At 64.8% G+C, this 22,289-nt stretch carries 19 protein-coding genes and 1 tRNA gene; 7 read left to right on the forward strand and 13 right to left on the reverse strand.

The window, feature by feature from the left end; translation table 11 throughout:
• Positions 1-138 precede the first annotated feature (138 nt).
• Positions 139-1,203, forward strand: coding sequence for a pyruvate dehydrogenase (acetyl-transferring) E1 component subunit alpha (gene pdhA, locus ABC969_RS09110; protein WP_380807755.1), 1,065 nt, complete (start codon positions 139-141; stop codon positions 1,201-1,203).
• The gene (locus tag ABC969_RS09115) at positions 1,203-2,633 is read left to right on the forward strand and encodes a pyruvate dehydrogenase complex E1 component subunit beta (RefSeq protein WP_345864378.1); all 1,431 of its coding nucleotides are present in this window, start codon (positions 1,203-1,205) and stop codon (positions 2,631-2,633) included. Before pdhA ends, ABC969_RS09115 begins: the two co-directional genes overlap by 1 nt.
• A 173-nt stretch (positions 2,634-2,806) precedes the next feature.
• Here the strand turns inward: ABC969_RS09115 and ABC969_RS09120 are convergent, their stop codons facing one another.
• Genes ABC969_RS09120 through ABC969_RS09130 form a run of 3 tightly spaced genes read right to left on the reverse strand, consistent with a single transcriptional unit; the run spans position 2,807 to position 5,906 of the window.
• Positions 2,807-3,460, reverse strand: a complete 654-nt coding sequence (locus ABC969_RS09120) for a TadE/TadG family type IV pilus assembly protein (protein WP_345864379.1) — start codon at positions 3,458-3,460, stop codon at positions 2,807-2,809.
• Positions 3,457-4,053 (reverse strand): TadE/TadG family type IV pilus assembly protein, encoded by a 597-nt coding sequence (locus ABC969_RS09125; protein WP_345864380.1) that lies wholly within the window; start codon positions 4,051-4,053, stop codon positions 3,457-3,459. Before ABC969_RS09125 ends, ABC969_RS09120 begins: the two co-directional genes overlap by 4 nt.
• Positions 4,050-5,906, reverse strand: a complete 1,857-nt coding sequence (locus tag ABC969_RS09130) for a TadE/TadG family type IV pilus assembly protein (protein ID WP_345864381.1) — start codon at positions 5,904-5,906, stop codon at positions 4,050-4,052. Before ABC969_RS09130 ends, ABC969_RS09125 begins: the two co-directional genes overlap by 4 nt.
• 33 nt (positions 5,907-5,939) lie before the next feature.
• On the opposite strand from ABC969_RS09130, the gene ABC969_RS09135 reads away from it, so the two are divergent.
• Positions 5,940-6,599 carry a squalene/phytoene synthase family protein gene (locus ABC969_RS09135; RefSeq protein WP_345864382.1) on the forward strand — a complete coding sequence of 220 codons (660 nt, stop codon included), beginning with the start codon at positions 5,940-5,942 and terminating at the stop codon, positions 6,597-6,599.
• Between the two features lie 63 nt (positions 6,600-6,662).
• Positions 6,663-7,136 (forward strand): EF-hand domain-containing protein, encoded by a 474-nt coding sequence (locus ABC969_RS09140; RefSeq protein ID WP_345864383.1) that lies wholly within the window; start codon positions 6,663-6,665, stop codon positions 7,134-7,136.
• A gap of 10 nt (positions 7,137-7,146) precedes the next feature.
• Here the strand turns inward: ABC969_RS09140 and trmFO are convergent, their stop codons facing one another.
• A complete protein-coding gene (gene trmFO, locus ABC969_RS09145) occupies positions 7,147-8,475 on the reverse strand; it encodes a methylenetetrahydrofolate--tRNA-(uracil(54)-C(5))-methyltransferase (FADH(2)-oxidizing) TrmFO (protein WP_345864384.1) in 1,329 nt (442 codons plus the stop codon).
• A 96-nt stretch (positions 8,476-8,571) separates the two neighbouring features.
• Between trmFO and ABC969_RS09150 the strand changes: the two genes are divergently transcribed.
• Positions 8,572-9,003, forward strand: coding sequence for a DUF488 domain-containing protein (locus ABC969_RS09150; protein WP_345864385.1), 432 nt, complete (start codon positions 8,572-8,574; stop codon positions 9,001-9,003).
• Positions 9,004-9,062: 59 nt separating this feature from the next.
• Here the strand turns inward: ABC969_RS09150 and ABC969_RS09155 are convergent, their stop codons facing one another.
• The 4 genes from ABC969_RS09155 to yaaA form a co-directional block, all read right to left on the reverse strand.
• Positions 9,063-9,416 (reverse strand): DUF952 domain-containing protein, encoded by a 354-nt coding sequence (locus ABC969_RS09155; RefSeq protein WP_345864386.1) that lies wholly within the window; start codon positions 9,414-9,416, stop codon positions 9,063-9,065.
• Positions 9,413-12,169 carry a DNA gyrase subunit A gene (gyrA, locus tag ABC969_RS09160; RefSeq protein ID WP_345864387.1) on the reverse strand — a complete coding sequence of 919 codons (2,757 nt, stop codon included), beginning with the start codon at positions 12,167-12,169 and terminating at the stop codon, positions 9,413-9,415. The genes ABC969_RS09155 and gyrA overlap by 4 nt, the downstream gene beginning before the upstream one ends.
• A gap of 238 nt (positions 12,170-12,407) precedes the next feature.
• The gene (locus ABC969_RS09165) at positions 12,408-13,106 is read right to left on the reverse strand and encodes an SDR family NAD(P)-dependent oxidoreductase (protein WP_345864388.1); all 699 of its coding nucleotides are present in this window, start codon (positions 13,104-13,106) and stop codon (positions 12,408-12,410) included.
• The gene (gene yaaA, locus ABC969_RS09170; protein WP_345864389.1) at positions 13,103-13,858 is read right to left on the reverse strand and encodes a peroxide stress protein YaaA; all 756 of its coding nucleotides are present in this window, start codon (positions 13,856-13,858) and stop codon (positions 13,103-13,105) included. Before yaaA ends, ABC969_RS09165 begins: the two co-directional genes overlap by 4 nt.
• Positions 13,859-14,018: 160 nt before the next feature.
• Between yaaA and ABC969_RS09175 the strand changes: the two genes are divergently transcribed.
• The gene (locus tag ABC969_RS09175) at positions 14,019-15,311 is read left to right on the forward strand and encodes a hypothetical protein (RefSeq protein ID WP_345864390.1); all 1,293 of its coding nucleotides are present in this window, start codon (positions 14,019-14,021) and stop codon (positions 15,309-15,311) included.
• A 449-nt stretch (positions 15,312-15,760) separates the two neighbouring features.
• Here the strand turns inward: ABC969_RS09175 and ABC969_RS09180 are convergent, their stop codons facing one another.
• A complete protein-coding gene (locus tag ABC969_RS09180) occupies positions 15,761-16,228 on the reverse strand; it encodes an Lrp/AsnC family transcriptional regulator (protein ID WP_345864391.1) in 468 nt (155 codons plus the stop codon).
• Between the two features lie 190 nt (positions 16,229-16,418).
• On the opposite strand from ABC969_RS09180, the gene ABC969_RS09185 reads away from it, so the two are divergent.
• Positions 16,419-18,266 (forward strand): sensor histidine kinase, encoded by a 1,848-nt coding sequence (locus ABC969_RS09185; protein WP_345864392.1) that lies wholly within the window; start codon positions 16,419-16,421, stop codon positions 18,264-18,266.
• An 86-nt stretch (positions 18,267-18,352) separates the two neighbouring features.
• On the opposite strand, the gene ABC969_RS09190 is transcribed toward ABC969_RS09185, so the two are convergent.
• From ABC969_RS09190 to ABC969_RS09205, 4 genes are all read right to left on the reverse strand, one after another.
• A tRNA-Ile gene (locus ABC969_RS09190) sits at positions 18,353-18,429 on the reverse strand.
• 53 nt (positions 18,430-18,482) lie between these two features.
• Positions 18,483-18,677, reverse strand: a complete 195-nt coding sequence (locus ABC969_RS09195; protein ID WP_345864393.1) for a hypothetical protein — start codon at positions 18,675-18,677, stop codon at positions 18,483-18,485.
• 53 nt (positions 18,678-18,730) lie between these two features.
• On the reverse strand, positions 18,731-21,058 hold the full coding sequence (locus tag ABC969_RS09200; RefSeq protein WP_345864394.1) for a 3-hydroxyacyl-CoA dehydrogenase/enoyl-CoA hydratase family protein: 2,328 nt from the start codon (positions 21,056-21,058) through the stop codon (positions 18,731-18,733).
• On the reverse strand, positions 21,058-22,194 hold the full coding sequence (locus ABC969_RS09205; RefSeq protein WP_345864395.1) for a thiolase family protein: 1,137 nt from the start codon (positions 22,192-22,194) through the stop codon (positions 21,058-21,060). The genes ABC969_RS09200 and ABC969_RS09205 overlap by 1 nt, the downstream gene beginning before the upstream one ends.
• Positions 22,195-22,289 lie beyond the last annotated feature (95 nt).

A 22,289-nucleotide genomic window follows, 5' to 3' on the forward strand; every position in this document is an offset into this window, starting at 1 on the left:
ACTTACGCGGGCGTGGCGGCGCGGGGCAATCAGGGATTGCTTGTGGCGATGAAACTTCTGATGAGGGCCAACGATTGAAGTCCTGAGCGAAACGCGCTTATACGCGCGCTCCTCCCCAAGGAAACGAGGTTCCAACACGTGGCCAAAGCCCCCGCCCGCCCCACCGATCGGCCCAACGATCGCATCGCCGAGCCGCCCGCGCCCAATCGCGAGCGCCCCGCCGAGCCGCAGCCGTACAAGGCGTCGAAAGACGAATTGCTCGATTTCTACAAGCAGATGCTGATGATCCGGCGTTTCGAGGAGAAGGCCGGCCAGCTGTACGGACTCGGCCTGATCGGCGGCTTCTGCCATCTTTATATCGGGCAGGAAGCGGTTGCCGTCGGCTTGCAGTCGGCGCTGTCCGACAAGGACAGCGTGATCACCGGCTATCGCGATCACGGCCATATGCTGCTGTGCGGGATCCCGCCGCGCGACGTGATGGCTGAGCTGACCGGGCGCCAAGCCGGCATTTCCAAGGGCAAGGGCGGCTCGATGCACATGTTCAGCGTCGAGCATAAATTCTATGGCGGGCACGGCATCGTCGGTGCGCAGGTGTCGCTCGGCACGGGCCTCGGCTTCAGCCATAAATATAAGGGCGATGGCGGCGTTTGCCTGGCCTATTTCGGTGATGGCGCGTCGAACCAGGGGCAGGTCTACGAGAGCTTCAACATGGCCGAGCTGTGGAAGCTGCCGGTGATCTATGTGATCGAGAACAACCAGTACGCCATGGGCACGAGCGTCAACCGCTCGTCGGCCGAAGACCAGCTGTATCGCCGCGGCGAATCGTTCCGCATTCCCGGCATCCAGGTCGACGGCATGGACGTGCTGGCGTGCCGTGGTGCCGCCGAGGAAGCACTCGCCTGGGTGCGCGCGGGCAAGGGGCCGATCATCCTCGAGATGAAGACCTATCGCTATCGCGGGCATTCGATGTCCGATCCGGCCAAATATCGCAGCCGCGAAGAGGTTCAGGCGGTGCGCGACAAGTCCGATCCGATCGAGCATTGCAAGAAACTGCTCGAAGTGGAGGGCGTGACCGAGGCCGATCTCAAGGTCATCGAGCAGGAGATTCGCCGCCAGGTGAACGACGCCGCCGACTTTGCCGAGACCGCGCCCGAGCCGGACGCAGCCGAACTTTATACCGACGTGCTGGTGGAAACCTACTGATGGCGATCGAAATCAAAATGCCCGCGCTTTCCCCGACGATGGAGGAAGGCACGCTGGCCAAATGGCTGGTCAAGGAAGGCGATGTCGTCAAATCGGGCGACATCATGGCCGAAATCGAAACCGACAAGGCGACGATGGAATTCGAAGCAGTCGACGAAGGCACGATCGGTCGGATCCTGGTCGCCGAGGGCGCGGATAACGTGAAGGTCGGCACCGTCATCGCGACGTTGCTGGCCGAGGGCGAAGACGCATCCGCCGAAGCCCCCGCCAAGCGCGAAGAGCGCGCCGGCGATTCGGCGAACGCGCAGCCCAAGGAGGCGCAGCCCGCCGACCAGGCACCGAACCAGGCGGAAGGCACCACGCCGACCAAGACGGAAAGCGGCGCGCAGCAGCTGTTTGCCGCCTCCAAGCACGGCGCCGAAGTGTCCGATCCGGCGCTTCCTGCCGGCACCGAAATGGTCAAGATCACGCTGCGCGAGGCGCTGCGCGATGCCATGGCCGAGGAAATGCGGACGGACGACCGCGTGTTCGTGATGGGCGAGGAAGTCGCCGAATATCAGGGCGCGTACAAGGTGACGCAGGGGCTGCTGGAGGAATTCGGCGCCAAGCGCGTGATCGATACGCCGATCACCGAATATGGCTTTGCCGGCGTCGGTACTGGCGCGGCGATGGGCGGCCTCCGGCCCATTGTCGAATTCATGACATTCAACTTCGCGATGCAGGCGATCGATCACATCGTGAACTCTGCCGCCAAGACCAATTACATGTCGGGCGGGCAGATGCGCTGCCCGATCGTGTTCCGCGGCCCCAACGGTGCAGCGAGCCGCGTCGGCGCGCAGCACAGCCAGAATTACGGCCCGTGGTATGCGAGCGTCCCCGGGCTGATCGTGATCGCGCCTTATGACGCGGCGGATGCCAAGGGACTGCTCAAGGCGGCGATCCGCACCGAGGATCCGGTCGTGTTCCTCGAAAACGAGCTGCTCTATGGCCGCACGTTCGAGGTGCCCAAGCTCGACGATTACGTGCTGCCGATCGGCAAGGCGCGGATCATGCGCGAGGGCACGGACGTGACCATCGTGAGCTATTCGATCGGCGTCGGGCTCGCGCTCGAAGCGGCCGAGGAACTGGCCAAGCAGGGCGTTGAGGCCGAAGTGATCGATCTGCGCACGTTGCGCCCGCTGGACAAGCAGGCCGTGCTCACGAGCCTTAAGAAGACCAACCGGCTGGTCGTGGCGGAAGAGGGCTGGGCGACCTGCTCGATCGCGTCGGAGATCGTCTCGATCTGCATGGAAGAAGGCTTTGACGATCTCGACGCGCCGGTGCTGCGCGTGGCAAATGAGGACGTGCCGCTGCCATATGCGGCGAACCTGGAGAAGCTGGCGTTGCTGAGCTCGGCCAAGATCGTCGCGACGGTGCAGAAGATTTTGTGAGGATGCCGCCCCTCCCCGCTGGTGGGGAGGGGGCGGCTATCCCGCGAACGTGGTGCACCCACGGGATTAGAAGTTGGCGCGCTGTGAATACCCTGAATCACAGCTGAGGGCGCGGCGCGATGGGCTTCGCCTCGGATTAGTTTCGCCTGTTGGGAACTGTCCCAGCCGGCATGTCACGCAGCGTACGTTGAGCACAAGCTGGCCGTCGTGCCGGGGGCAGTGCCCAGAACCTGGCTACTACGCTCTCTAACATTGTACACCGATTCGGAACGGATGATCGGCGTTCCAAATAATTCCGCCGTAACCAGCGGTTGGTACCGATAGGTGACTTCGACGAAGATCAATGCGGAGCCCTGGCCAGCGACGATCCTCCGACCGGTGGGTCCCATATAAGGTAGCGTGGCGTCGTTCTGGCCTTTGCCCTGGGCGCCGTATTGCGGCTGCGATGCGGGAACATTTAATGTGCCGGTGCAGCGCTGCCAGCGGATGTATTGACCCGTGGCATCGGTCGCGGCATTGGGTTCCACGCTGGAAACGATCACCCGGCCACGAGCGGTAAAATTCAGGCTCGCGCCGATTGTCTTGGCGCTCAGCAACGCCTCATTGACGTCAGCTTCGTCGATCGAATCGCGAACGCGCGCGACGTTGTCAGAGATCGCCGTGGAAATTTGGTTCACCCGCATAACCGACACCGCCATATTCGTCACTTCAGCGCCTGCCAAGCCGAGCGTTATCAGGACGGGCGCCGCAAGAGCAAATTCCACCAGGGCAAGCCCGCGATTATCCGCGCAGAATTTCTTCGCCCGCGCGCTAACGTGGCTGATCATGCTTTCGTACATACGGTGGTGGGCTCCGCCCGGGATGTAAAAGGCTGGTTGCGGAGGACTGTTGTCGCGGACACCGTGCGGGTGGGCGACCAAGATAATAGCCCGCCGATCGGGGTCAGATTTGGATACACGACGCGGACGGTATAATAGACGATATCATCCGCCGTGCCGACGCCATCATCGCCGGGCGTGGCATCGTAAATCTTGTTATTGTTCGCGTCTTCAAAGCAATCGCCGAGATTATAGGTTCCCTTGGGGTCGATATCCGACGTAATCTTCTCAGGCTTGCCGACATTTGAGAAATTGAAATAGCGCCGGGTGGAAATAGCCACATATTGTGCCGGAACAACATCCCGCACTTCCGACTTAATCAATGCGATGACGTCTGCCTGCGTCATGTTGCCGACCGTGACCCGCCGGCCGGCTTTCGACAACGCGCCTTGCACTACCGCATTAATATAGCCCTGATACCCGACCTCAAGAATTGCCAATATCAGCCCAATCAAGACCGGCACGATGATGGCGAACTCGACCACTGACGCCCCACGGGTGTCCCTGCTGAGCCGCGGCATCATGCCAAACGCGATCGTCACCGGCTAATCCTCAGCGACCCGATTTTGCTTCCGATCTCCTGGAATTTCGTGATCAGCGCGGCCGATGTGCTGATGCCCGACGCCATCGAAGGATCGCTGGCGCAGTTTTTCATGTCGTCGGTCAGCGTGGTGGAGAAGGCGATGACGTAAAGTTTGATATTCTGGCTCTTGGCAGCATTGCAAGCCATCCGAAACCGTTGCAAATGCCGCGCTAGTTGAGCAGTCGCTCCATTGGCAGATCCCAATACGCGCTTATCGCGTTCTTCTGTGCCGTACGTAGTATAGATGTTGAGATAAGGCGACATGTCTCCGTCTGTCATGAAAATCATGTATTTTCGAATTGAAAAACCACGCAGCTTTTGCGGATTATCGGGATCGGCTGGGTCGTTCGTTTCGGGGGTCGCCGATGCAAAGATGCCGTCCGGCGATATAAAACGGGCGCCCCAGATGACGCCGATATCGTGATAGGTACCACCGACAGGGTCAAGCCTGTCTACATAGCTATCAAAGCCCGATTCATTATTATAGTATTCTTTCAGGCGGCTGGCTTGGCTCGCACAGTAACGAGCGGCAGGGTAGAGCGATCGCGTATCTGGATCATACTCAACCTCAGGCCACATGGGCGCCCAGCGACTGGCGTCGCTCGAAGGGATCATGTTGACATCCAGATCCCAGGCATCGGCCGGCGCGGTCTTAACAGTTGTTCCGCCGTCGATCAAAATATTGTTTGTTTGCCGCTCCTCGATGCAGCCTGCCCAGGTTGACTTGGAGTTGCTCGAAGAGGCGCCGGGCGTGAAGACCGACGCGCCGGTTTTGAAATCCGATGTATTCAGCGTCAACTGCTTGTACGTAAAGTAATTGGTACAGGTGCCGTTCCCCCTCCGATCCAAGCGACTCCACGAACCTTCGAAGGCATTACAGGTATTCTCGTCGCTTGTAGCCGGCCCAGCAGTCCGCTCCCGACTTTGATATGGGGCGCTATTGCGGATATGCGACGCGTTAACCTGATAGCCGACATTGACCGTATGATTGTAGGGGACGAAGCCGTAGCGAAGCCGCAGATTATTGGCATGCAATTGATCCTGCGCGCTCTTCAGCGTGTCATAGAGCGACTTCGATGCGTCGCGCAGAGCCTTCATTTTCGACCCTGATTGTTCGACTTCGTTGCAACTTCCGGCAACGCCCGGCGCGCAGTTCATCGACCCCGACATATCGAGCACCAGCACGATATCCGTTCCGACGAAATCCTGCGTGGCTGAGCATGTCGAAGAAATAGGCAGCCGGCTAAAGCCGAACAATTTCATGATCGTGGTGGGGATCGTCGTGGCGGCGGTGATGCTGACGGTGCCCACTGCAGGAACGCTGACCGTGGGCGTAAACGCCGCGGTCTGGAACGATCCCTGGGGAAAGTTGAAGTTGAAATAGTTCGTCGCTTCGGCGCTCACCGCCGGAGTTAGCACGGCGCCGGACAGTAATCGGCGGGATGCCAGCGAGGCTGCATCGCAGGCTTGTTGCAGTCGGTCTCGGGCGACATAGGCGCGCGCCATGTCGAGGCCAGAGCCGATCATCGCCAGTAGCGGGATGATGGCGAAGGCGACGAGCAAAAGGGTGTTGCCGCGTTTGTCGCTGCGCAGGAGGCGGAGAAAAGAGACCAGACCCTGCGTAGTGGTAAAAGTATCCTTACCCGACCGGCGACGCTGCCCTAACCCCGCGGGAATGCGTCGGCTAGCGGCTCGCAATGTTCGCAAAACTGTTAGCGTTATGGTCAAAGCAATCCCCGTCGGTGTTGTCGCAGTGCGATCAAGCCGTAAGGACCAATATCCTGTGGCGGTAAAAGCGAGCTTAAGATTCATGCCTCGTAACCAGGCTTTTCCAGGCGTATCACGATGAACGATCCCGAGCGGCTGCTCGCGCTGTCCTATGCGGCCGTCGCGGCGCGCCCCGCAGTGGCAGCATTGTTTGCGTTGGACGACACGCTGGGCCGGATCCTGCGCACCACGCGCGAGCCGGTGGTGGGGCAGATGCGGCTGACCTGGTGGTTCGAGGCGCTGGAGCGTCTCGACGGTGGCGCTGCGCCGGCCGAGCCGGTGTTGCAGGCGCTGGCGGCGGAGGCACTGCCGCGCGGCGTGAGCGGGGCGCGCCTGGCCGGGATGATCGATGCGTGGGAGGCATTGCTCGACGGCGACAGGCCTGACGATAGCGTGATGACGACATATGCGCAGCGCGGGGTGATTTTGTTCGGCGCGGCAGGCACCGTGCTGGGTGCCGCGCCAGGCGATCCGGTGGCGCCGGCGGGGCGCGGCTGGGCGCTGGCGGATCTGGCGCGGCATGCCAGCGATGCGACGGTGGCGACGCGCGCGCGGGGGCTGGCGGCGGGGCCGCTGGCGGCGGCGACCGGCGCGCGGTGGAGCCGGCCGGCACGGACGCTGGGAGCGCTGGCACATCTGGCGCGGATGGATCTGGCAGTGCCGCTTGGCGCGCCGATCCGGCCGGCGTCGCCGGCGCGCGTATGGCGTTTGCTGCGCCATCGGCTGACCGGCGGGTGACGGGGCGTTAACCCTTTTCCTGGCGCGCAAAAGACGATAATTTGGGCGTGGGGGAGACGGGATATGTGGCGGTATCTGGCGGGTGGAATCGCGATTTTGCTAGTGATTGCGGCGGGGGTGCTGCTGGTGAGGATGCCGGCGCGATCGGTTTCACCATTGCGTGCGGCGCCAGCAGCGGATCAGATCGCCGGGATGGAGCCACTGCCGGACACGGTGCCCGAGGCGAGCCCAAAGACGCGCGAGCAAAAACGCTTCAACCGCTACGACAAGGATCGCAACGCGCTGATCACGCGCGAGGAATATCTGGCCAGCCGGCGCAAGGCCTATGCCCGGCTGGACGTTGACAAGGATGGGCGGCTGTCGTTCCCCGAATGGGCAGTGAAATCGACAGACAAGTTTACGCTGGCGGACGCCGATAAATCCGGGACGATGACCGCCACCGAGTTCGTGGCGACCGCGCCCAAGCGCAAGGCAGCGGTGCGGGTGACGTGCCCACCGGCGGCCGCCGGCGCTGCACGGGAGGAGGATGAGGGCTGACCGTCGGCCGTCAGGCCGCCAGCCACTCCCCCAGCGCAGTGCGTGCACGATCGGTGTACATCTTCTTGCGATCCGCCTTCTTGGTCTTGCCCGGGATCGGCGGGAACAGCCCAAAATTGACGTTCATCGGCTGGTACGTCTCGGCTTCCGCGGCCCCGGTGATGTGGTGCAGCAGCGCGCCGAGCGCGGTGGCCACCGGCGGCGGGGCGAGCGTTTCACCGCGCAGCTCGGCGGCGGCAAAGCGCCCGGCGATCAGGCCGATCGCCGCGCTCTCGATATAGCCTTCGCAGCCGGTGATCTGCCCCGCGAAACGCACGTTGGGCATGGATTTGAGCCGTAGCGTGGGGTCGAGCAATTCGGGCGAGCGGATGAAAGTGTTGCGATGCAGCCCGCCCAGCCGCGCGAACTCGGCATTTTCGAGGCCCGGGATGGTCCGGAACAGGCGCACCTGCTCGGCATGCTTCAACTTGGTCTGGAAGCCGACGATGTTCCACAGCGTGCCGGAGGCATTATCCTGGCGCAGTTGCACGACCGCATAAGGCCAGCGCCCGGTGACCGGGTGATCGAGCCCGACGGGCTTCATCGGGCCGTAGCGCAACGTATCGACGCCGCGTGAGGCGGCGACCTCGATCGGCATGCAGCCCTCGAAATAGGGCGTGTCCTTTTCCCATTCGCGGAATTCGGTCTTCTCGCCCTCGATCAGCCCGGTGTGGAAGGCGAGATACTGTTCCTGGGTCATCGCGCAGTTGATGTAATCCTTGCCCCCATTCTCGTCGGCGCCCTTGTTCCAGCGCGATTGGAACCAGGCTGTCTCCATGTTGATGCTGTCGAAATGGACGATCGGCGCGATGGCATCGAAGAAGGCCAGCGCATCGGCGCCGGTCGCCGCACCGATGCTGGCGGCAAGCGGCGCGGCGGTGAGCGGGCCAGTGGCGATGATCACCGGGCCGTCGGTCGGGATTGTGTCGATCCGCTCGCGCACCACGGTGATGTTGGCGTGGTTTTCGATCGCCTGCGTCACGCCTTGCGAAAAGCCATCACGGTCGACCGCCAGCGCCGATCCGGCGGGCACCTTGTGCACATCGCCCTCGCGCATGATGAGTGATCCCATCGTGCGCATTTCCTGGTGGATCAGCCCCACCGCATTGCTCGTCGCGTCATCGGAGCGGAAGCTGTTCGAGCAGACCAGTTCGGCAAGGCCATCGGTGTGATGCGCCGGCGTCATTTCGCCAGTGCCACGCATTTCCGAGAGCTTGACCTTGAAGCCAGCCTCGGCGAGCTGCCACGCCGCCTCGGATCCGGCGAGCCCGCCGCCGATGATGTGGATGTCATGTGTCATGGCGTTGCGTTAGCGCCTCCGCGGCGACTTGGCCAACCCTTCGCGGCGCGGGCCTGTCGCGTTGCGGCGGCGCGGCGGGGGCACCATGTTTGCCGCATGAAGATATTTACGATTGGCTATGAGGCCACGACGATGGCCGACTTTCTGGCGGCTTTGGCCAAAGCGGGCGTGAAGCGGGTGATCGACGTGCGCGCGTTGCCGCTGTCGCGGCGGCCGGGCTTCTCCAAAACCTCCCTGGCGGCGTCGCTGTTTGAGGCGGGGATCGGCTACGTCCATCTGAAGGCGCTGGGCACGCCCAAGCGCGGGCGCGATGCCGCCAAGAAAGGCGATGTGGCGACGCTGACCGCGGTCTATGCCGAGCAACTGGACTTGCCCGAGGCGCAGGCGCAGGCGGAGCAGATGCTCGATCTGGCAGCGGAAATGCCCTCGGCGCTGCTGTGTTTCGAGCGCGATCCCTGCCATTGCCACCGGACGTTGCTGCTAAAGGCGGTGGGGCAGGGGGCGGACGTGGTGGACCTGTATACCTAAGCGTAGCCTGGGATGCGGTGCCGGGGACACCCGCTTTTGCCGGGGTGACGCGATGGCGCTCAGCCGGCGACGGGCAGCTTGACCGTGCCGTCCGCCAGCCGCTCGAGCGGGCCGTAAGCAATCACCGTTTCCAACAATAACGGGCCGTAGAGATGCGGGAAGAGCTGGCCGCCGCGCGACTCTTCCCATTTGAGCGAGTTGCCGAAGCTGCCGAGATCGACCGCCGCGACGTGCAGATCGCTCTGCCGGGCAAAATGCTTGTCGACCGTTTCAGTCAGCTGCTCGCAGGTCGAGAGGTGGATATAGCCGTCGGCCAGATCGACCGGCGCGCCGGCGAAAGTGCCGTCCGTCTCCAGCGCCGTCATCTGGTCGGCGGTGAGCACCTTGTACGCCGTGGTCGGCAGATCGCTCATGCACCGTCTTCCGGGCCGGCGGCGAGATCGTCGCGCGTGTCGCCGTCATCGTTCGGGGCGATCTCGGGCGCGTCGTCGGGGCCGCGGACATCCGCCTCGGCATCCTCTACCGTCTCCTCGATCCGCGCCGCCGAGACGACATGCTCGTTCTTGCCGACATCGAACAATTTCACGCCGGCCGAATTGCGGCTGATCACGCGCAGCGAACCCAGCGTGGTGCGGATCAGCTTCGCCTGATCGGTGACCAGCATCAGCTGGTGGCCCTTGGCGGCGGCGAAGCTCGCCACGACGGGGCCGTTGCGCGCGATATTGTCGATATTGGTGATGCCCTGGCCGCCGCGATTGGTGCGGCGATAATCATAGGCGCTGGAGAGCTTGCCATAGCCATTGGCGCAGACGGTGAGGATGAACTGCTCCGCCTTGACCATCTGATCGAACAATTCCTGATCGTCCGGCGCGCCCTCCCGCTCCGATTTCCACGGCGCGAATTTGAGATAATTCTCGCGCTCCTGCGGGCTGGCGTCGACACGGTGCAGGATCGACAGCGAGATGACCTTGTCGTCGCCCTTCAGGGCCATGCCGCGAACGCCGGTCGAGTTGCGGCTCTGGAATTCGCGCACGTCGGTGCTGGCAAAGCGGATCGCCTTGCCCGCACGGGTGGCGAGCAGCACATCGTCGCCTTCGCTGAGCAGGGCGACGCCGATCAGGCAATCATCCTCGTCCTCGCCCTCGAACTTCATCGCGATCTTGCCGTTGGTCGGAATGCTGGTGAAGGCATCCATCGAATTGCGGCGCACATTGCCCTTGGCGGTGGCGAACATGACGTGGAGATTGCCCCATTCCGCCTCGTCCTCGGGCAGCGCCAGCACGGTGGAGATGGTCTCGCCTTCGGCCAGCGGCAGCAGGTTGATCATCGGCCGGCCGCGCGTGGCGGCGCCACCCTCGGGCAGACGCCAGACCTTCTTGCGGTAGACCTTGCCGTGTGTGGAGAAGAACAGCACCGGCGTGTGCGTCGAGGTCACGAACAATTCGGTGACGACGTCCTCGTCCTTGGTGCTCATGCCCGAGCGGCCCTTGCCGCCGCGTGCCTGGGCGCGGAACGTATCGAGCGTGGTGCGCTTGATATAGCCCTGCATCGTCACCGTGACGACCATGTCCTCGCGCTCGATCAGATCCTCATCGTCAATGCCATCGGCAGCGGCGGCGATCTCGGTGCGGCGCGGGGTGGCGAATTCGGCGCGCACGGCGGCGAGCTCTTCCTTCATCACCTCATAGAGCTTCGCACGGTTGGCGAGGATTTCGAGCAATTCCGTGATCGAATCCGCCAGGCCCTGAAGCTCGTTGCCGATTTCGTCGCGACCCAGCGCGGTCAGGCGATGCAGCCGCAGATCGAGGATCGCGCGGACCTGCGCTTCGGACAGACGATAGACATCGCCTTCCTGCTTGTCCTCGACCGCCTCGACCAGGCGGATGTACGGCGCGATCTCGGCGATCGGCCAGCTCTTCTCGAGCAATCGCGCACGGGCGACGGCCGGGCTCGACGAGCCGCGGATCATCTTCACCACTTCATCGAGATTGGTGACGGCGATGACCAGGCCGAGCAACAGATGCGCGCGCTCGCGTGCCTTGGCGAGCTCGAACTTCGAGCGCCTGGTGATCACCTCTTCGCGGAACTTGACGAACGCTTCGATGATGTCGCGCAGGTTGAGCGTTTCGGGGCGGCCGCCGCGGATCGCCAGCATGTTGGCCGGGAACGAGCCCTGCGCCGGGGTATGGCGCCACAATTGGTTGAGCACGACATCGGCCGTCGCATCGCGCTTCAGATCGATGACGATGCGCACGCCGTGGCGGTTCGATTCGTCGCGAATGTCGCTGACGCCTTCGATGCGCTTGTCCTTGGCGGCTTCGGCGATCTTCTCGACGAGGTTGTTCTTGCCGCTCTGGTACGGAATTTCGGTGAGCACGATCGAGCGCCGATCGCCGCGGCCTTCCTCGACAATGTGGCGCGAGCGCACGATGATCGAGCCGCGGCCCTCGGTATAGGCGGCCTTGCAGCCGGCCCGGCCGAGGATGATGCCGCCGGTCGGGAAATCGGGGCCGGGGACAATCTCCATCAGTTCATCGATAGTAATGCCGCCATTCTCGATATAAGCGAGGCAAGCATCGACGACTTCGCCGAGATTGTGCGGCGGGATGTTGGTCGCCATGCCGACGGCGATGCCGCCTGCGCCGTTGACCAAAATGTTAGGGAAGCGCGCCGGCAGCACGGTGGGCTCTTCGCGCGACCCATCATAGTTGGGCGCGAAATCGACCGTGTCTTTGTCGATGTCCGACAGTAGCGCCATCGCCGCCTTGGTCAGCCGCGCCTCGGTATAGCGCATCGAGGCCGGCATATCCGGATCCATCGAGCCGAAATTGCCCTGACCGTCCATCAGCATCACGCGCATCGCCCAATCCTGGGCAAGGCGGGCGAGCGCCATATAGATCGAGCTGTCGCCGTGCGGATGGTAATTGCCCATTACGTCGCCGACGATCTTGGCGCATTTGCGATACGGGCGCCCGGGGACGAAACCACCTTCCTGGCTGGCGAACAGAATGCGGCGGTGGACCGGCTTGAGGCCGTCGCGCACGTCGGGCAGCGCACGGCTGACGATGACGCTCATCGCATAGTCGAGATAGCTCGAGCGCATCTCGTCCACGATCGAGATCGGCGAGATATCGGAAGGGTCGGCGAGGATGGTCTCGTCGGTCAAATTTCTGGTGCTTTCGGGTTGGTTTCAATCGTGTGACGGCTCTAGCCGAGGCGGCCGAAAATGCCAAGGGTGGGGGGTGATCGTGACGGGTCCCTTCTCCCTTGCGCGAGAGCGGCGAGACTGGTCCGACTGCGTCCGGCGGGCCTAGCCGCATCGGCACGGGTCATCCCGTATTCGACTGCCGAGCAGAAGAAGACCCTCACCCAACCCTCTCCCGCGAAAGCGGGAGAGGGTTAAATCACGCCGGGACTTCCGTGCCATCCCAGGCGAAGACCTTGCCGCTGTCGGGGACCTTCAATCCGTCGATCACGTCGAGCAGCTGCACCGCGGCGCGGCCGGGATCGAACAGGTGGCCGGGCTGGACGTTGCCCTGGAACGGCTTGGACAGCGCGGTGTCGACCGTGCCCGGGTGCAGGCCGACGACGATGCTGCGCTCGTTGCGGCGGCGTTCCTCGATCGCCAGCGTGCGCAGCATCATGTTGAGCGCGGCCTTGGAGGCGCGGTAGCCATACCAGCCGCCGAGCTTGTTATCGGTGATACTGCCGACGCGCGCCGAGAGCGCAGCGAACACGCCGCGCTGGCCCTTCGTCATCAACGGCAGGAAATGCTTGGCGACCAGCGCGGGGCCGATCGTGTTGATGGTGAAATTGCGGGCGAGCCAGGCGGGGTCGAACTCGCGCATCGATTTTTCCGGGCCGTGGCCATCCTCTTGCAGCAAGCCGGTGGCGACGATGATCAGGCGGGGGGCTGGGCCTTTCGCCACCACGGCCGCAGCGCTGGCGATGCTGGCTTCGTCTTCGAGATCGAGATGCTGGTCGCCGCTGCGCGAGCGGGCGAAGCCGTGGACCGTGTCGAACGCGCCTTCGTCGGCCAGCGCTTCCTCGAGCGCGGCGCCGATGCCGCCCGAGGCGCCGATGATGACGGCCGAACCGCTCATGGCCGCAGGAACCGCCAGCGCGTGTCGTCGCTTTCGTCGGCGTCGAAGCGATACCCGTCGGTGTCGAAGCCCTTCATCGCTTCGGTATCGGTGATGCGGTGCTCGCACAGATAGCGCGCCACCATGCCGCGCGCGCGCTTGGCATTGAAGCTGACGAAGCGCGGGCCCTTGGGGCCGGGTTCGCGAAATTCTATTTCGATCACCCGGACATCCTTGGGCAAGCGACCATCGACCGCGCGCCAATATTCCTGGCTGGCGAGATTGAGGATGACGCCCGAGCCTTCCGCGGCGACATCCTTAGCGAGCAGATCGGCGATGCGGTCGCCCCAGAAATCGTACAGGCTCTTGCGCCGCGGCGCCCAGCGCGTGCCCATTTCCAGACGATAGGGGCGCATCTTATCCAGCGGGCGGAGCAGGCCGTACAGGCCGGAGAGCATACGGACATGATCCTGCGCGAAATCCACGCCCGGCGCATCGAGCGTCTTGGCCTCGAACCCGGTATAGACGTCGCCGGCAAAGGCGAACAGCGCCGGACGCTCGGGCTGATCGACAAAGCCATCGAAGCGATCGGCATTGAGCTTGGCCAAAGCGGGCGAGATGTGCATCAATTCGGACAGCTTTTTCTGGCTGAGATTGGCCGCGGCGGCGGCCAGCCTGATCGCTTCGGCGTCGAAGCGCGGGGCGGTGGGTTTGAGCGATGGCAGCGGGCTGTCGTAATCCAGCGTCTTGGCGGGGGAGAGGATGGCGATCATGCCCATCGGGTAGCGGGAGCCACCCGCGCATTCAATCGTTGTTCAGGGGCAGGGTGGCATTCGCTGCCCGATATGCCGCTTCGCTTGACCCGTTCCGGGCGCAGGTTACAGCAGGCAAGACGACAACGGTGCCCCGCACCGCCAAGAGGAGAGTTCGTTCGTGAAGACATTTGCCAAAGCCGCGCTGACCGCCATGCTGATCGCCGGCACCAGCAGCGTCGCCATTGTCGCGCCCGCCGCCGCCGCCAAGAAGAAGGACGAGGGCAAGGGTGGCCTGGTCGTCAGCGAGCCGATCCGCGTGGCGAGCGCCGCCGCGACCGCCGCGCTGACCGCCAAGGACTTCGCCACCGCGGAGACCAATGTCGCGCTGATGGAAAGCGGCGCCAAGACCGATGACGAGCGCTATCTGGCGCAGGCCTTCCGCCTGCAGCTGGAAGCGAACAAGATCGGCAACACCGGCAACCCCGCCGTGCTGGCCGGCCCGCTCGACGCGCTGATCGCCAACCCCAAGACGCCCGCCACCGAAGTCGGCCGTTACGCCTATATGCGCGCCAACATCGCCTATAACGCCAAGCAATATCCGCAGGCGCTGGCCTTCTTCGATCGCGCCACGCAGTCCGGCTTCACCGCGCCGAACATGGAATTGCAGATCGCGCGCACCAAGATCCAGGCAGGCGACGTGGCCGGCGGGGTGGCCGGGATCGAGAAGCAGATCGCCGCCGACAAGGCCGCGGGCAAGCCGGTCGACGAGGATCTCTACAAATATGCCATCGTCGCGCTACAGAAGTCGCGCGATACCGCGGGCACGATGCGGTGGACGCGTGAATGGCTGTATGCCTACAACACGCAGCCCAACTGGCACACGGCGATCTACGTGTTCGGCTTCCAGGGCGAGAACGACAAGCAGATCACCAAGCGCGAGCGCATCGATCTGTTCCGCCTGCTGCGCGCGACCAAGTCGCTGGCCGGTGAGCGTGAATATATCGAATATGCCGATCTCGCGGTGCAGACCGCCAATGCCGCCGAAGCCAAGGCCGTGCTTGCCGAAGGCACCGCATCGGGCAAGATTGCCGCGGCAAATTCGTCGGCCAAGATGACGTTGGGCGAGGCCAACACGCAGCTGGCCCGCGAGGGCTCGCTGGCCGTGCAGGAAAAGCGCGCAATGGCCGCGGCGGATGGCCTGGAAGCCAATGGCGTGGGCGATTACGCGCTCGGCACGGGCAACGCGGCCAAGGCCGTCGAGATGTACAAGCTCGCGCTGAGCAAGGGCGGCGCCAAGCTCAACAAGGACGAGATCAACACGCATCTCGGCATCGCTTATCTGCAGACCGGCGACAAGGCTTCGGCCAAGGCGGCGTTCGCGCAGGTGACGACCGGGCTGCGCGGCCAGATCGCCACGCTGTGGAACGTGTGGGCGGATGCGCCGGGCGCGCCGACCCCCGCCGCTGGGTAAACGACCCCTTCAAGGCAAGCGAAGAAGGGCGGCAGCGATGCCGCCCTTTTTTTTGGGCTGTCTGCGCTGAGATGCGTTGGGACCTGCCCGAAGGTTAATCGCGGTCGGACGTGGCGACTCGACTAATGCCGCCGGCGATCGGCGAATGTTGACAATGTTGACCCGGTAACGCGCTTTATGCGCCGGTGACGCGACGACGACGCCACGGCACCGCTCTGCGACGCACCATCAGTGCACCACCAAAGCCTCGCCGCAGCGACGGCGACGCGACAGTGGCGTGCTACATTCGGCACGAGGCAATACGCCTGCGACAGCGAAGCGCGGCGATTGCCTTAGGACACGTCGCTATAACTGGCGCCGCGCCGAGCAGTCGGGCGGCCATGCGCTGATCTAGCTGACGATTTCAAAGACCGCCACGATGATTTCAGAGGAAATCCAACATTGCAAGCTTACTCGGTGCGCACTGGAATTCCCGGCACGGCCTTGGCTGTGCGAATGGTCAGCGAGGTCTTGACGCTGGCGACGTTGGGGGCGGGCGTGAGATGCGTGGTGAGGATATCCTGGAAGCTTTTCAGATCCGCCGCGACGATCTTGAGGATGAAATCGATCTCGCCGTTGAGCATATGGCATTCGCGGATTTCGGGAATGCCGTGCACATGCTCCTCGAACGCATGCAGATCATGCTCGGCCTGGCTGCGCAGCGAGACCATGGCGAAGACGGTGATCGGATAGCCGAGAATCGCGGCGTCGAGTTCGGCATGATAGCCGCGAATCGCGCCGGCGTCTTCCAGCGCGCGGACGCGGCGGAGGCAGGGCGGAGCGGTGAGGCCGACACGCTCCGCAAGATCGACATTGGTCATCCGCCCATCGACCTGCAGCAAGGAGAGAATCTGTCGGTCGATGTGATCAAAGGCCATTACTTCGTGCTCCTGCGCCGCGCCCATTTACGACTGGCGCGGTCCCTCTAAGCATAATAATATTGCGAGGGAACGCAATTGTCCCACAATGCGACGGGCCGAAATCAGGCGCTTCCAGTGGCGGGCTTGCACGGTTAGGTATCCAGGCGACGCAGAGCCGCAACGCGGCGCGCGACCTTAAGGAAACGATGTGCGGTTTGACGACAGTCTCGACACGGTGCTTGCGGCAGAAATGTCGTCGCCGTTCGGTGCGCAGTCGGCCTGGCGGCAACTGGTCGACCTGATCGGGCGCGGGCGCGTGGCTCCTGATGACGTGGCGATGGCGCGGCTGGCCGCGCTGCGCCCGCTGGTGCCGCAATCGGTGCGCGCGGCGACGGCGCGCGCGCTGGCCTTTACGCGGCCGCCCGCCGCGCTGGCGCGGTTGTTTTTCGATGAGGAACTGGCGATCGCGGCGCCGGTGCTGCGGGTGGCCATGCTAACCAGTGCGGAATGGCTGGCGGTGCTGCCGGGCCTGACGCCGACGGGGCGATCGATCCTGCGGCATCGGCGCGATCTCGATCCTGCGGTGCGTCGCGCGCTGGCCGCCTTCGGATCGGACGATTTCATTCTGGCGGCGTCTGACGCGGTCGCGGCACCGGAGCCGCACGGCGACGGATCGACCCGCGGGCATCAGGCCGTGCCGGCGCCTGCCCCGGACCGCGCGGCGGCGGTGGGGCCCGCGGCGGCCGCAGATACCCCCAGTGCCGCGAGCCCGTTTCTATCGGTAGGATCGATCACGCGCGGGCTACCGGTGGTGGCGGAAGCGTTGCGGCATACCGATGCGCCGGCCCCCGCCCCCGCCGCCCCCGCCCCGGAGATAGCGGAGGGCGTGGCCGAAGGCCCGTTCCAGATTGCCGAGCTGGTCGCGCGAATCGACGCCTATCAGCGCCGGCTCGAGACGACAGGGCCGCCGATCGGCCTGCCAGCGGACCAGCCGGCGTCCTCCGATCTGGCCGGCCCGCTTGCGCAGACATTTTTGTTCGAAACCGATGCGCGGGGCGTAATGCGCTGGATCGAAGGGGCGGCGCGTGCGCCGTTGATCGGGCTGTCGATCGAGCTGGCCGATATGCCCGGCGCAGCGCGGGTCGATGGCATTGCCGGCGGCGCGTTCCGCCGCCGCGCGGACTTCAGCGGCGCGCGGCTGGTGGTCGGCGGCACATCAAATGCCGCAGGCGAGTGGCGCATCACCGGCACGCCGGTATTCGACGCTGAGAGCGGGCGGTTTACCGGCTATCGTGGCACTGCGCGGCGACCGCGCATCGACGAGAGCGCGGCACCGGCGCATCCGCTGCACGGAGCAAGCGCCGATGCCTTGCGCCAGCTGGTGCACGAATTGCGCACCCCGACCAACGCGATCGCCGGGTTTGCCGAAATGATCGAGATGCAATTGCTCGGGCCGGTGCCGCATTCGTACCGTGAGCAGGCGGCGACGATCCGCGCACAGGCGGCCGGATTGCTCACCGCGATCGACGATATCGATCTTGCTGCCCGGCTCGAATCGCACGCGCTGGAGTTGCGCGCCGAGCAGGTGGCGCTGGCGCCGTTGCTGGCGCGCGTGGCGGGCGATCTGGCGCCGCTGACCACGCTGCGCGGGACATCGGTGCGCGTCGATGCGGGGGCTAAGGGGCTGGCTATTGCCGGGGATGAACGCGCCGTGGAGCGGTTGATCGGGCGATTGATGGCGACGCTGGTGGCGTCCGGCGGGGCGGGCGAGCAGATCGGCGTGGTGGCATCGCTCGGCGCGGACGCGATGGTTTCGCTGATATTCGATCGGCCGCGCGCATTGGCGTCGTTCGGCACCGACGCCATTCTGAGCATCGATGCCGAGGCCGCGGCGGATGCGGAGGGCGCGCCGTTGCTCGGCACGGGCTTCGCGTTGCGGCTGGCGCGCAATCTCGCGCGTGAGCTGGATGGGGCGCTGACCATCGATGCGCGCCATCTGACCCTGATGCTGCCCGCTGCCACGCGCGGCGCGATGGACCACGCATCGGCCAATTGAGCGAGGGTGCGTCTGTCGCCCGCGCTTGCTATCACGTGCCGCTGCGCGCTGCCCCGCCGGCTTCGCGAGGCGGCGCCCCGGCGCGGTGGTGGGCCCGGCAGGACTTGAACCCGCAACCTAGCCGTTATGAGCGGCCAGCTCTAACCAGTTGAGCTACAGGCCCACGCCGGGTTGCGTTAGCGGAACGCCGCCGCCCGGGTCAACGCGGCAAGCGCATCAACCATCGACGTAATCGAGATAGGCGACGACATCGTTGCTGGTCTGCAGGAACAGGCCATCCTGTACGTCATCTGTCTGTTGTGCCGCGAGCGCGAGCGCTTCGGCCAGCGTGCCGTAAATCAGGGTCGCTGCGGTGCCGTCGTCGCCGAGATGATAGAGGCGGACGGCGACGTCGTGGGAAATGGTGCGCATCGGCTGTTCCGTGGGGGACGGGCGCGGTGCCGGCGGACCGGCACCGCCCCTGACTAGTTGCGCAGCGGCTTGCCCGTGGTCAGCATCGCCACGATGCGCGCTTGCGTGCGCTCATCCTTGACGCTGTCCATGAACGCGGCGCGCTCGAGATCGAGCATTTCCTGCTCGGTTACCGTATCGACCAGATCGGCCTCACCGCCGGTGAGTACCACCGCCAGGCGATCGGACACGACCACGTCATAGTCGGTGGCCATGCCCTTCTTGCGGAAATCGGCCACCGCCATCGTCAGCCCGGTGCGGCCGCTGGCCCCGGCCAGGCGGAAGCTGGGCTTTTCGGGAGCGGCATAGCCATCGACCAGCGCCAGCGCCTTGGCCTTGGCATCGGCGAGCAGGCGATCGCGGTTCATGGTGATGCCGTCGTTCTTGCGCAGGATCATCATCTCGCGCGCTTCGGCGGCCGATTTGGCGACCTGCGCGGTGGAGATCATCTGGAACACCTGGCTCAGCACCGGCATCGGGCCGTTGGGCAGCGCGCCCGATCTGGTCCAGCGATCCATCATCTCGCCATTGCCGCCCCAGCCGGGAACGAGGCCGACGCCGCATTCGACCAGACCGGCATAGGTTTCGGCATGCGCCTGGATGGCGTCCGAATGGAGCAGGATCTCACAGCCGCCGCCGAGCGCCAGGCCCGCCGGCGCGCTGACCACGGGGAAGGGCGCGTATTTGAGCGCCTTATAGGCCTGCTGCCCCTTGGCGACGCTGGCCTCGACCATGTCCCACAGCTTGGCGCCGACCGCGAACATCGCGGCCCCGAGATTGGCACCGGCCGAGAAGTTGCTGGCTTCGTTATAGACGACCAGCGCCTTGAAGCGCTCCTGCACGACCGGGATCGCTTCCTCGATCAGCGCGATGACCTGATCGTCCAGCGCGTTCATCTTGGTGTGGAATTCGAGCGCAGCGACGCCGTCACCCACATCCCACAGCGAGGCCGACGCGTTGGTCAGGATCGGCTGCGTGCGCAGCTTGATATCCTCGAGTAGTTCGACGCCCTCGCCCCGCGGCACATCGACATAATCGCCGGCGCTGGTGAGATACTGGCGCTTGCCGTTTTCGACGCGGTAGAACGGGCGATCGCCCGCGAGCGTCAGGATCGCGGGCACGTCGCGGCCTTCGGCGGCGAGGCGCTCGGCGAGCCTGCCGGGGCCGATGCTGTCGATCAGCTCGAACGGGCCGAACTTCCAATTATAACCGAGCTTCATCGCGTCATCGATCGCGACCACATCGTCCGCCGCCTCGCCGACGAGCATCGCGGCGTAGGAAAGCACGCTGCCGAGGATCGTCCAGGCATAGGTGCCGATCTTGCCGGGCTCGGCGATGAGCGCAGCGAGGTCCTTGGCGGTCTTGCCGGGGAGATCGGCGGGCTTCTGCTCAGCGCGATAATCGCCGGTGGCGAGATCGAGCGACAGCTTGGTCCGCGTCGCCTTGTCGAAGCGGTAGAAGCCGCCCTTGCCCTTGCGGCCGGTAAAGCCCTCGGCGATCATCTTGTCGACCAGCGGCATCGGCCGCACGGTATCGAAATAGGGATCACCGGCGGGGAGCGTCGACGACAGGCTTTTCGACAGCAGCGGCATCAGATCGACGCCGACGAGATCGACGAGCCCGAAGATGCCGGTCTTGGGCACGCCCATAGGGCGGCCGCCGATCTGGTCGGCTTCCTCGACGGTGAGCCCCCGGTCCATCGCCGCGTTGATCGCGACCGCCAGCCAATAGGTGCCGATGCGGTTGGCGATGAAGCCCGGCGTGTCCTTCGCGCGGACGATGCGCTTGCCCATGAAGCGATCAACGAAATTCTCGACCTTTTCGGCCACCGTGACGTCGGTTGCCACGCCGCGCACGATCTCGACCAGCCGCATGTAGCGCGGCGGGTTGAAGAAGTGCGTGATCAGGAAATCGGCCTTGAACTGATCGGTGCGGCCTTCGACCAGATGGCCGAGCGGGATCGTCGAGGTGTTGGACGACACCGCCGTGCCGGGGCGCTTGAGCGTTTCGAGCTTGGCATAGAGCGACTGTTTGATATCGAGCCGCTCGACGATCGCCTCGACGATCCAGTCGCACTCGGCGACGCGACCCAGATGATCGTCGATGTTGCCCGTCTCGACCAGCTTGGCCGCGCGTTTCGACATGAACGGCGCGGGATCAGTCTTGAGCATCTTGGCGACCGCGCCCTTGGCGACCGCATCACGGTCGCCGCCTTCGGGCAAATCGCGTGGCACGATATCGAGCAGCAGCACGGGGATGCCGGCATTGGCGACCTGCGCCGCGATGCCCGCACCCATCACGCCCGCGCCGATGACGCAGACCTTTTTCACAGCATCGACCATTATGCGCGCTCCAGCACCGTTGCGATGCCCTGACCGCCGCCGATGCACTGGGTGGCGAGCGCGTAGCGGCCGCCCTCGCGGGCCAAGAGCGCCGCCGCCTTGCCGACGATGCGCGCGCCGGTCGCGCCGAGCGGGTGACCGAGCGCGATCGCGCCGCCATCGAGGTTGATCGTCTCGTCCTTGAGACCGAGGTCGCGGATGCAGGCGATCGCCTGGCTCGCGAACGCCTCGTTGATCTCGACCACATCGAGATCGGCGACGGTGATCCCGGCGCGCTCCAGCGCCTTTTGCGAGGCGTAGATCGGGCCGAGGCCCATCGTCGACGGTTCGTTGCCCGAGACCGCGACCGACTTGATTCGGGCGAGGATGGTCAGGCCGTGCTTGGTCGCGAACTCTTCCGAGGTGACGAGGACGGCGGAGGCGCCATCGGTGAGCGGCGACGAGGTGCCGGCGGTGACCGAACCATCGGCGCTGAACGCGGGCTTGAGCCCGGCGAGCGCTTCGGTGGTGGTGCCGGCGCGGATCGTGCCGTCCTGGCTGACCGGGCCGGCCTTGGTCTGGATCGTCACGATCTCGTCGGACAGGCGGCCATCGGCGCGCGCGGCGGCGGCCTTGTCCTGGCTCTTGACCGCGAACGCATCCTGCTCGGCGCGCGTGATCTGGTAATCCCGCGCGACGTTCTCGGCGGTCTCGCCCATGCCCATATAGGCGCCGGCGTTCATCTTGAAGAGATCGGGGTTGGGGAGGGGGTTATAGCCGCCCATCGGGACGCGGCTCATCGATTCGAGACCGGCGCAGATGAACGCGTCGCCCGCGCCGATGTTGATCTGGCCGACCGCGATGTGGATCGCGCTCATCGACGAGCCGCAGAAGCGGTTTACCGTCATGCCGCCAACCGACAGCGGCAGGTCCGCTAGCAGCCCGATCATGCGCGCGACGTTGAGGCCCTGCTCGCCCTCGGGGAAGGCGCAGCCGAGGATGATGTCCTCGATCTCGGCCGGATTGACGCCGGTCTTGTCGAGCAGCCCGCGAATCGTCTGCGCGGCGAGATCGTCAGGGCGGACGCGGGCGAGGTCGCCCTTGCCTGCGAGGTGGAACGGCGAGCGGGCATAGCCGGCGATCACGACATCGGTCACGAGAATCTCCATTTGGGCACCCGGCGCACCGGGCGGTCTGGGCAGACCAAGGTGGGTTGGTTCACGTTTACGTCAAGGGGAAGCAGTGCGCAATA

The organism is Sphingomonas qilianensis (assembly GCF_039614825.1).
GTDB classification, from domain to species: Bacteria; Pseudomonadota; Alphaproteobacteria; order Sphingomonadales; family Sphingomonadaceae; genus Sphingomonas; species Sphingomonas qilianensis.

Coding starts and splice junctions, on each gene's coding strand:
- ABC969_RS09130 (WP_345864381.1), bottom strand. CDS start 5,906: ATGAATCTTAAGCTCGCTTTTACCGCCACAGGATATTGGTCCTTACGG.
- ABC969_RS09150 (WP_345864385.1), top strand. CDS start 8,572: ATGAAGATATTTACGATTGGCTATGAGGCCACGACGATGGCCGACTTT.
- yaaA (WP_345864389.1), bottom strand. CDS start 13,858: ATGATCGCCATCCTCTCCCCCGCCAAGACGCTGGATTACGACAGCCCG.
- ABC969_RS09135 (WP_345864382.1), top strand. CDS start 5,940: ATGAACGATCCCGAGCGGCTGCTCGCGCTGTCCTATGCGGCCGTCGCG.
- ABC969_RS09155 (WP_345864386.1), bottom strand. CDS start 9,416: ATGAGCGATCTGCCGACCACGGCGTACAAGGTGCTCACCGCCGACCAG.
- ABC969_RS09120 (WP_345864379.1), bottom strand. CDS start 3,460: ATGATCAGCCACGTTAGCGCGCGGGCGAAGAAATTCTGCGCGGATAAT.
- ABC969_RS09195 (WP_345864393.1), bottom strand. CDS start 18,677: ATGCGCACCATTTCCCACGACGTCGCCGTCCGCCTCTATCATCTCGGC.
- ABC969_RS09180 (WP_345864391.1), bottom strand. CDS start 16,228: ATGGCCTTTGATCACATCGACCGACAGATTCTCTCCTTGCTGCAGGTC.
- ABC969_RS09165 (WP_345864388.1), bottom strand. CDS start 13,106: ATGAGCGGTTCGGCCGTCATCATCGGCGCCTCGGGCGGCATCGGCGCC.
- trmFO (WP_345864384.1), bottom strand. CDS start 8,475: ATGACACATGACATCCACATCATCGGCGGCGGGCTCGCCGGATCCGAG.
- ABC969_RS09115 (WP_345864378.1), top strand. CDS start 1,203: ATGGCGATCGAAATCAAAATGCCCGCGCTTTCCCCGACGATGGAGGAA.
- ABC969_RS09140 (WP_345864383.1), top strand. CDS start 6,663: ATGTGGCGGTATCTGGCGGGTGGAATCGCGATTTTGCTAGTGATTGCG.
- ABC969_RS09200 (WP_345864394.1), bottom strand. CDS start 21,058: ATGGTCGATGCTGTGAAAAAGGTCTGCGTCATCGGCGCGGGCGTGATG.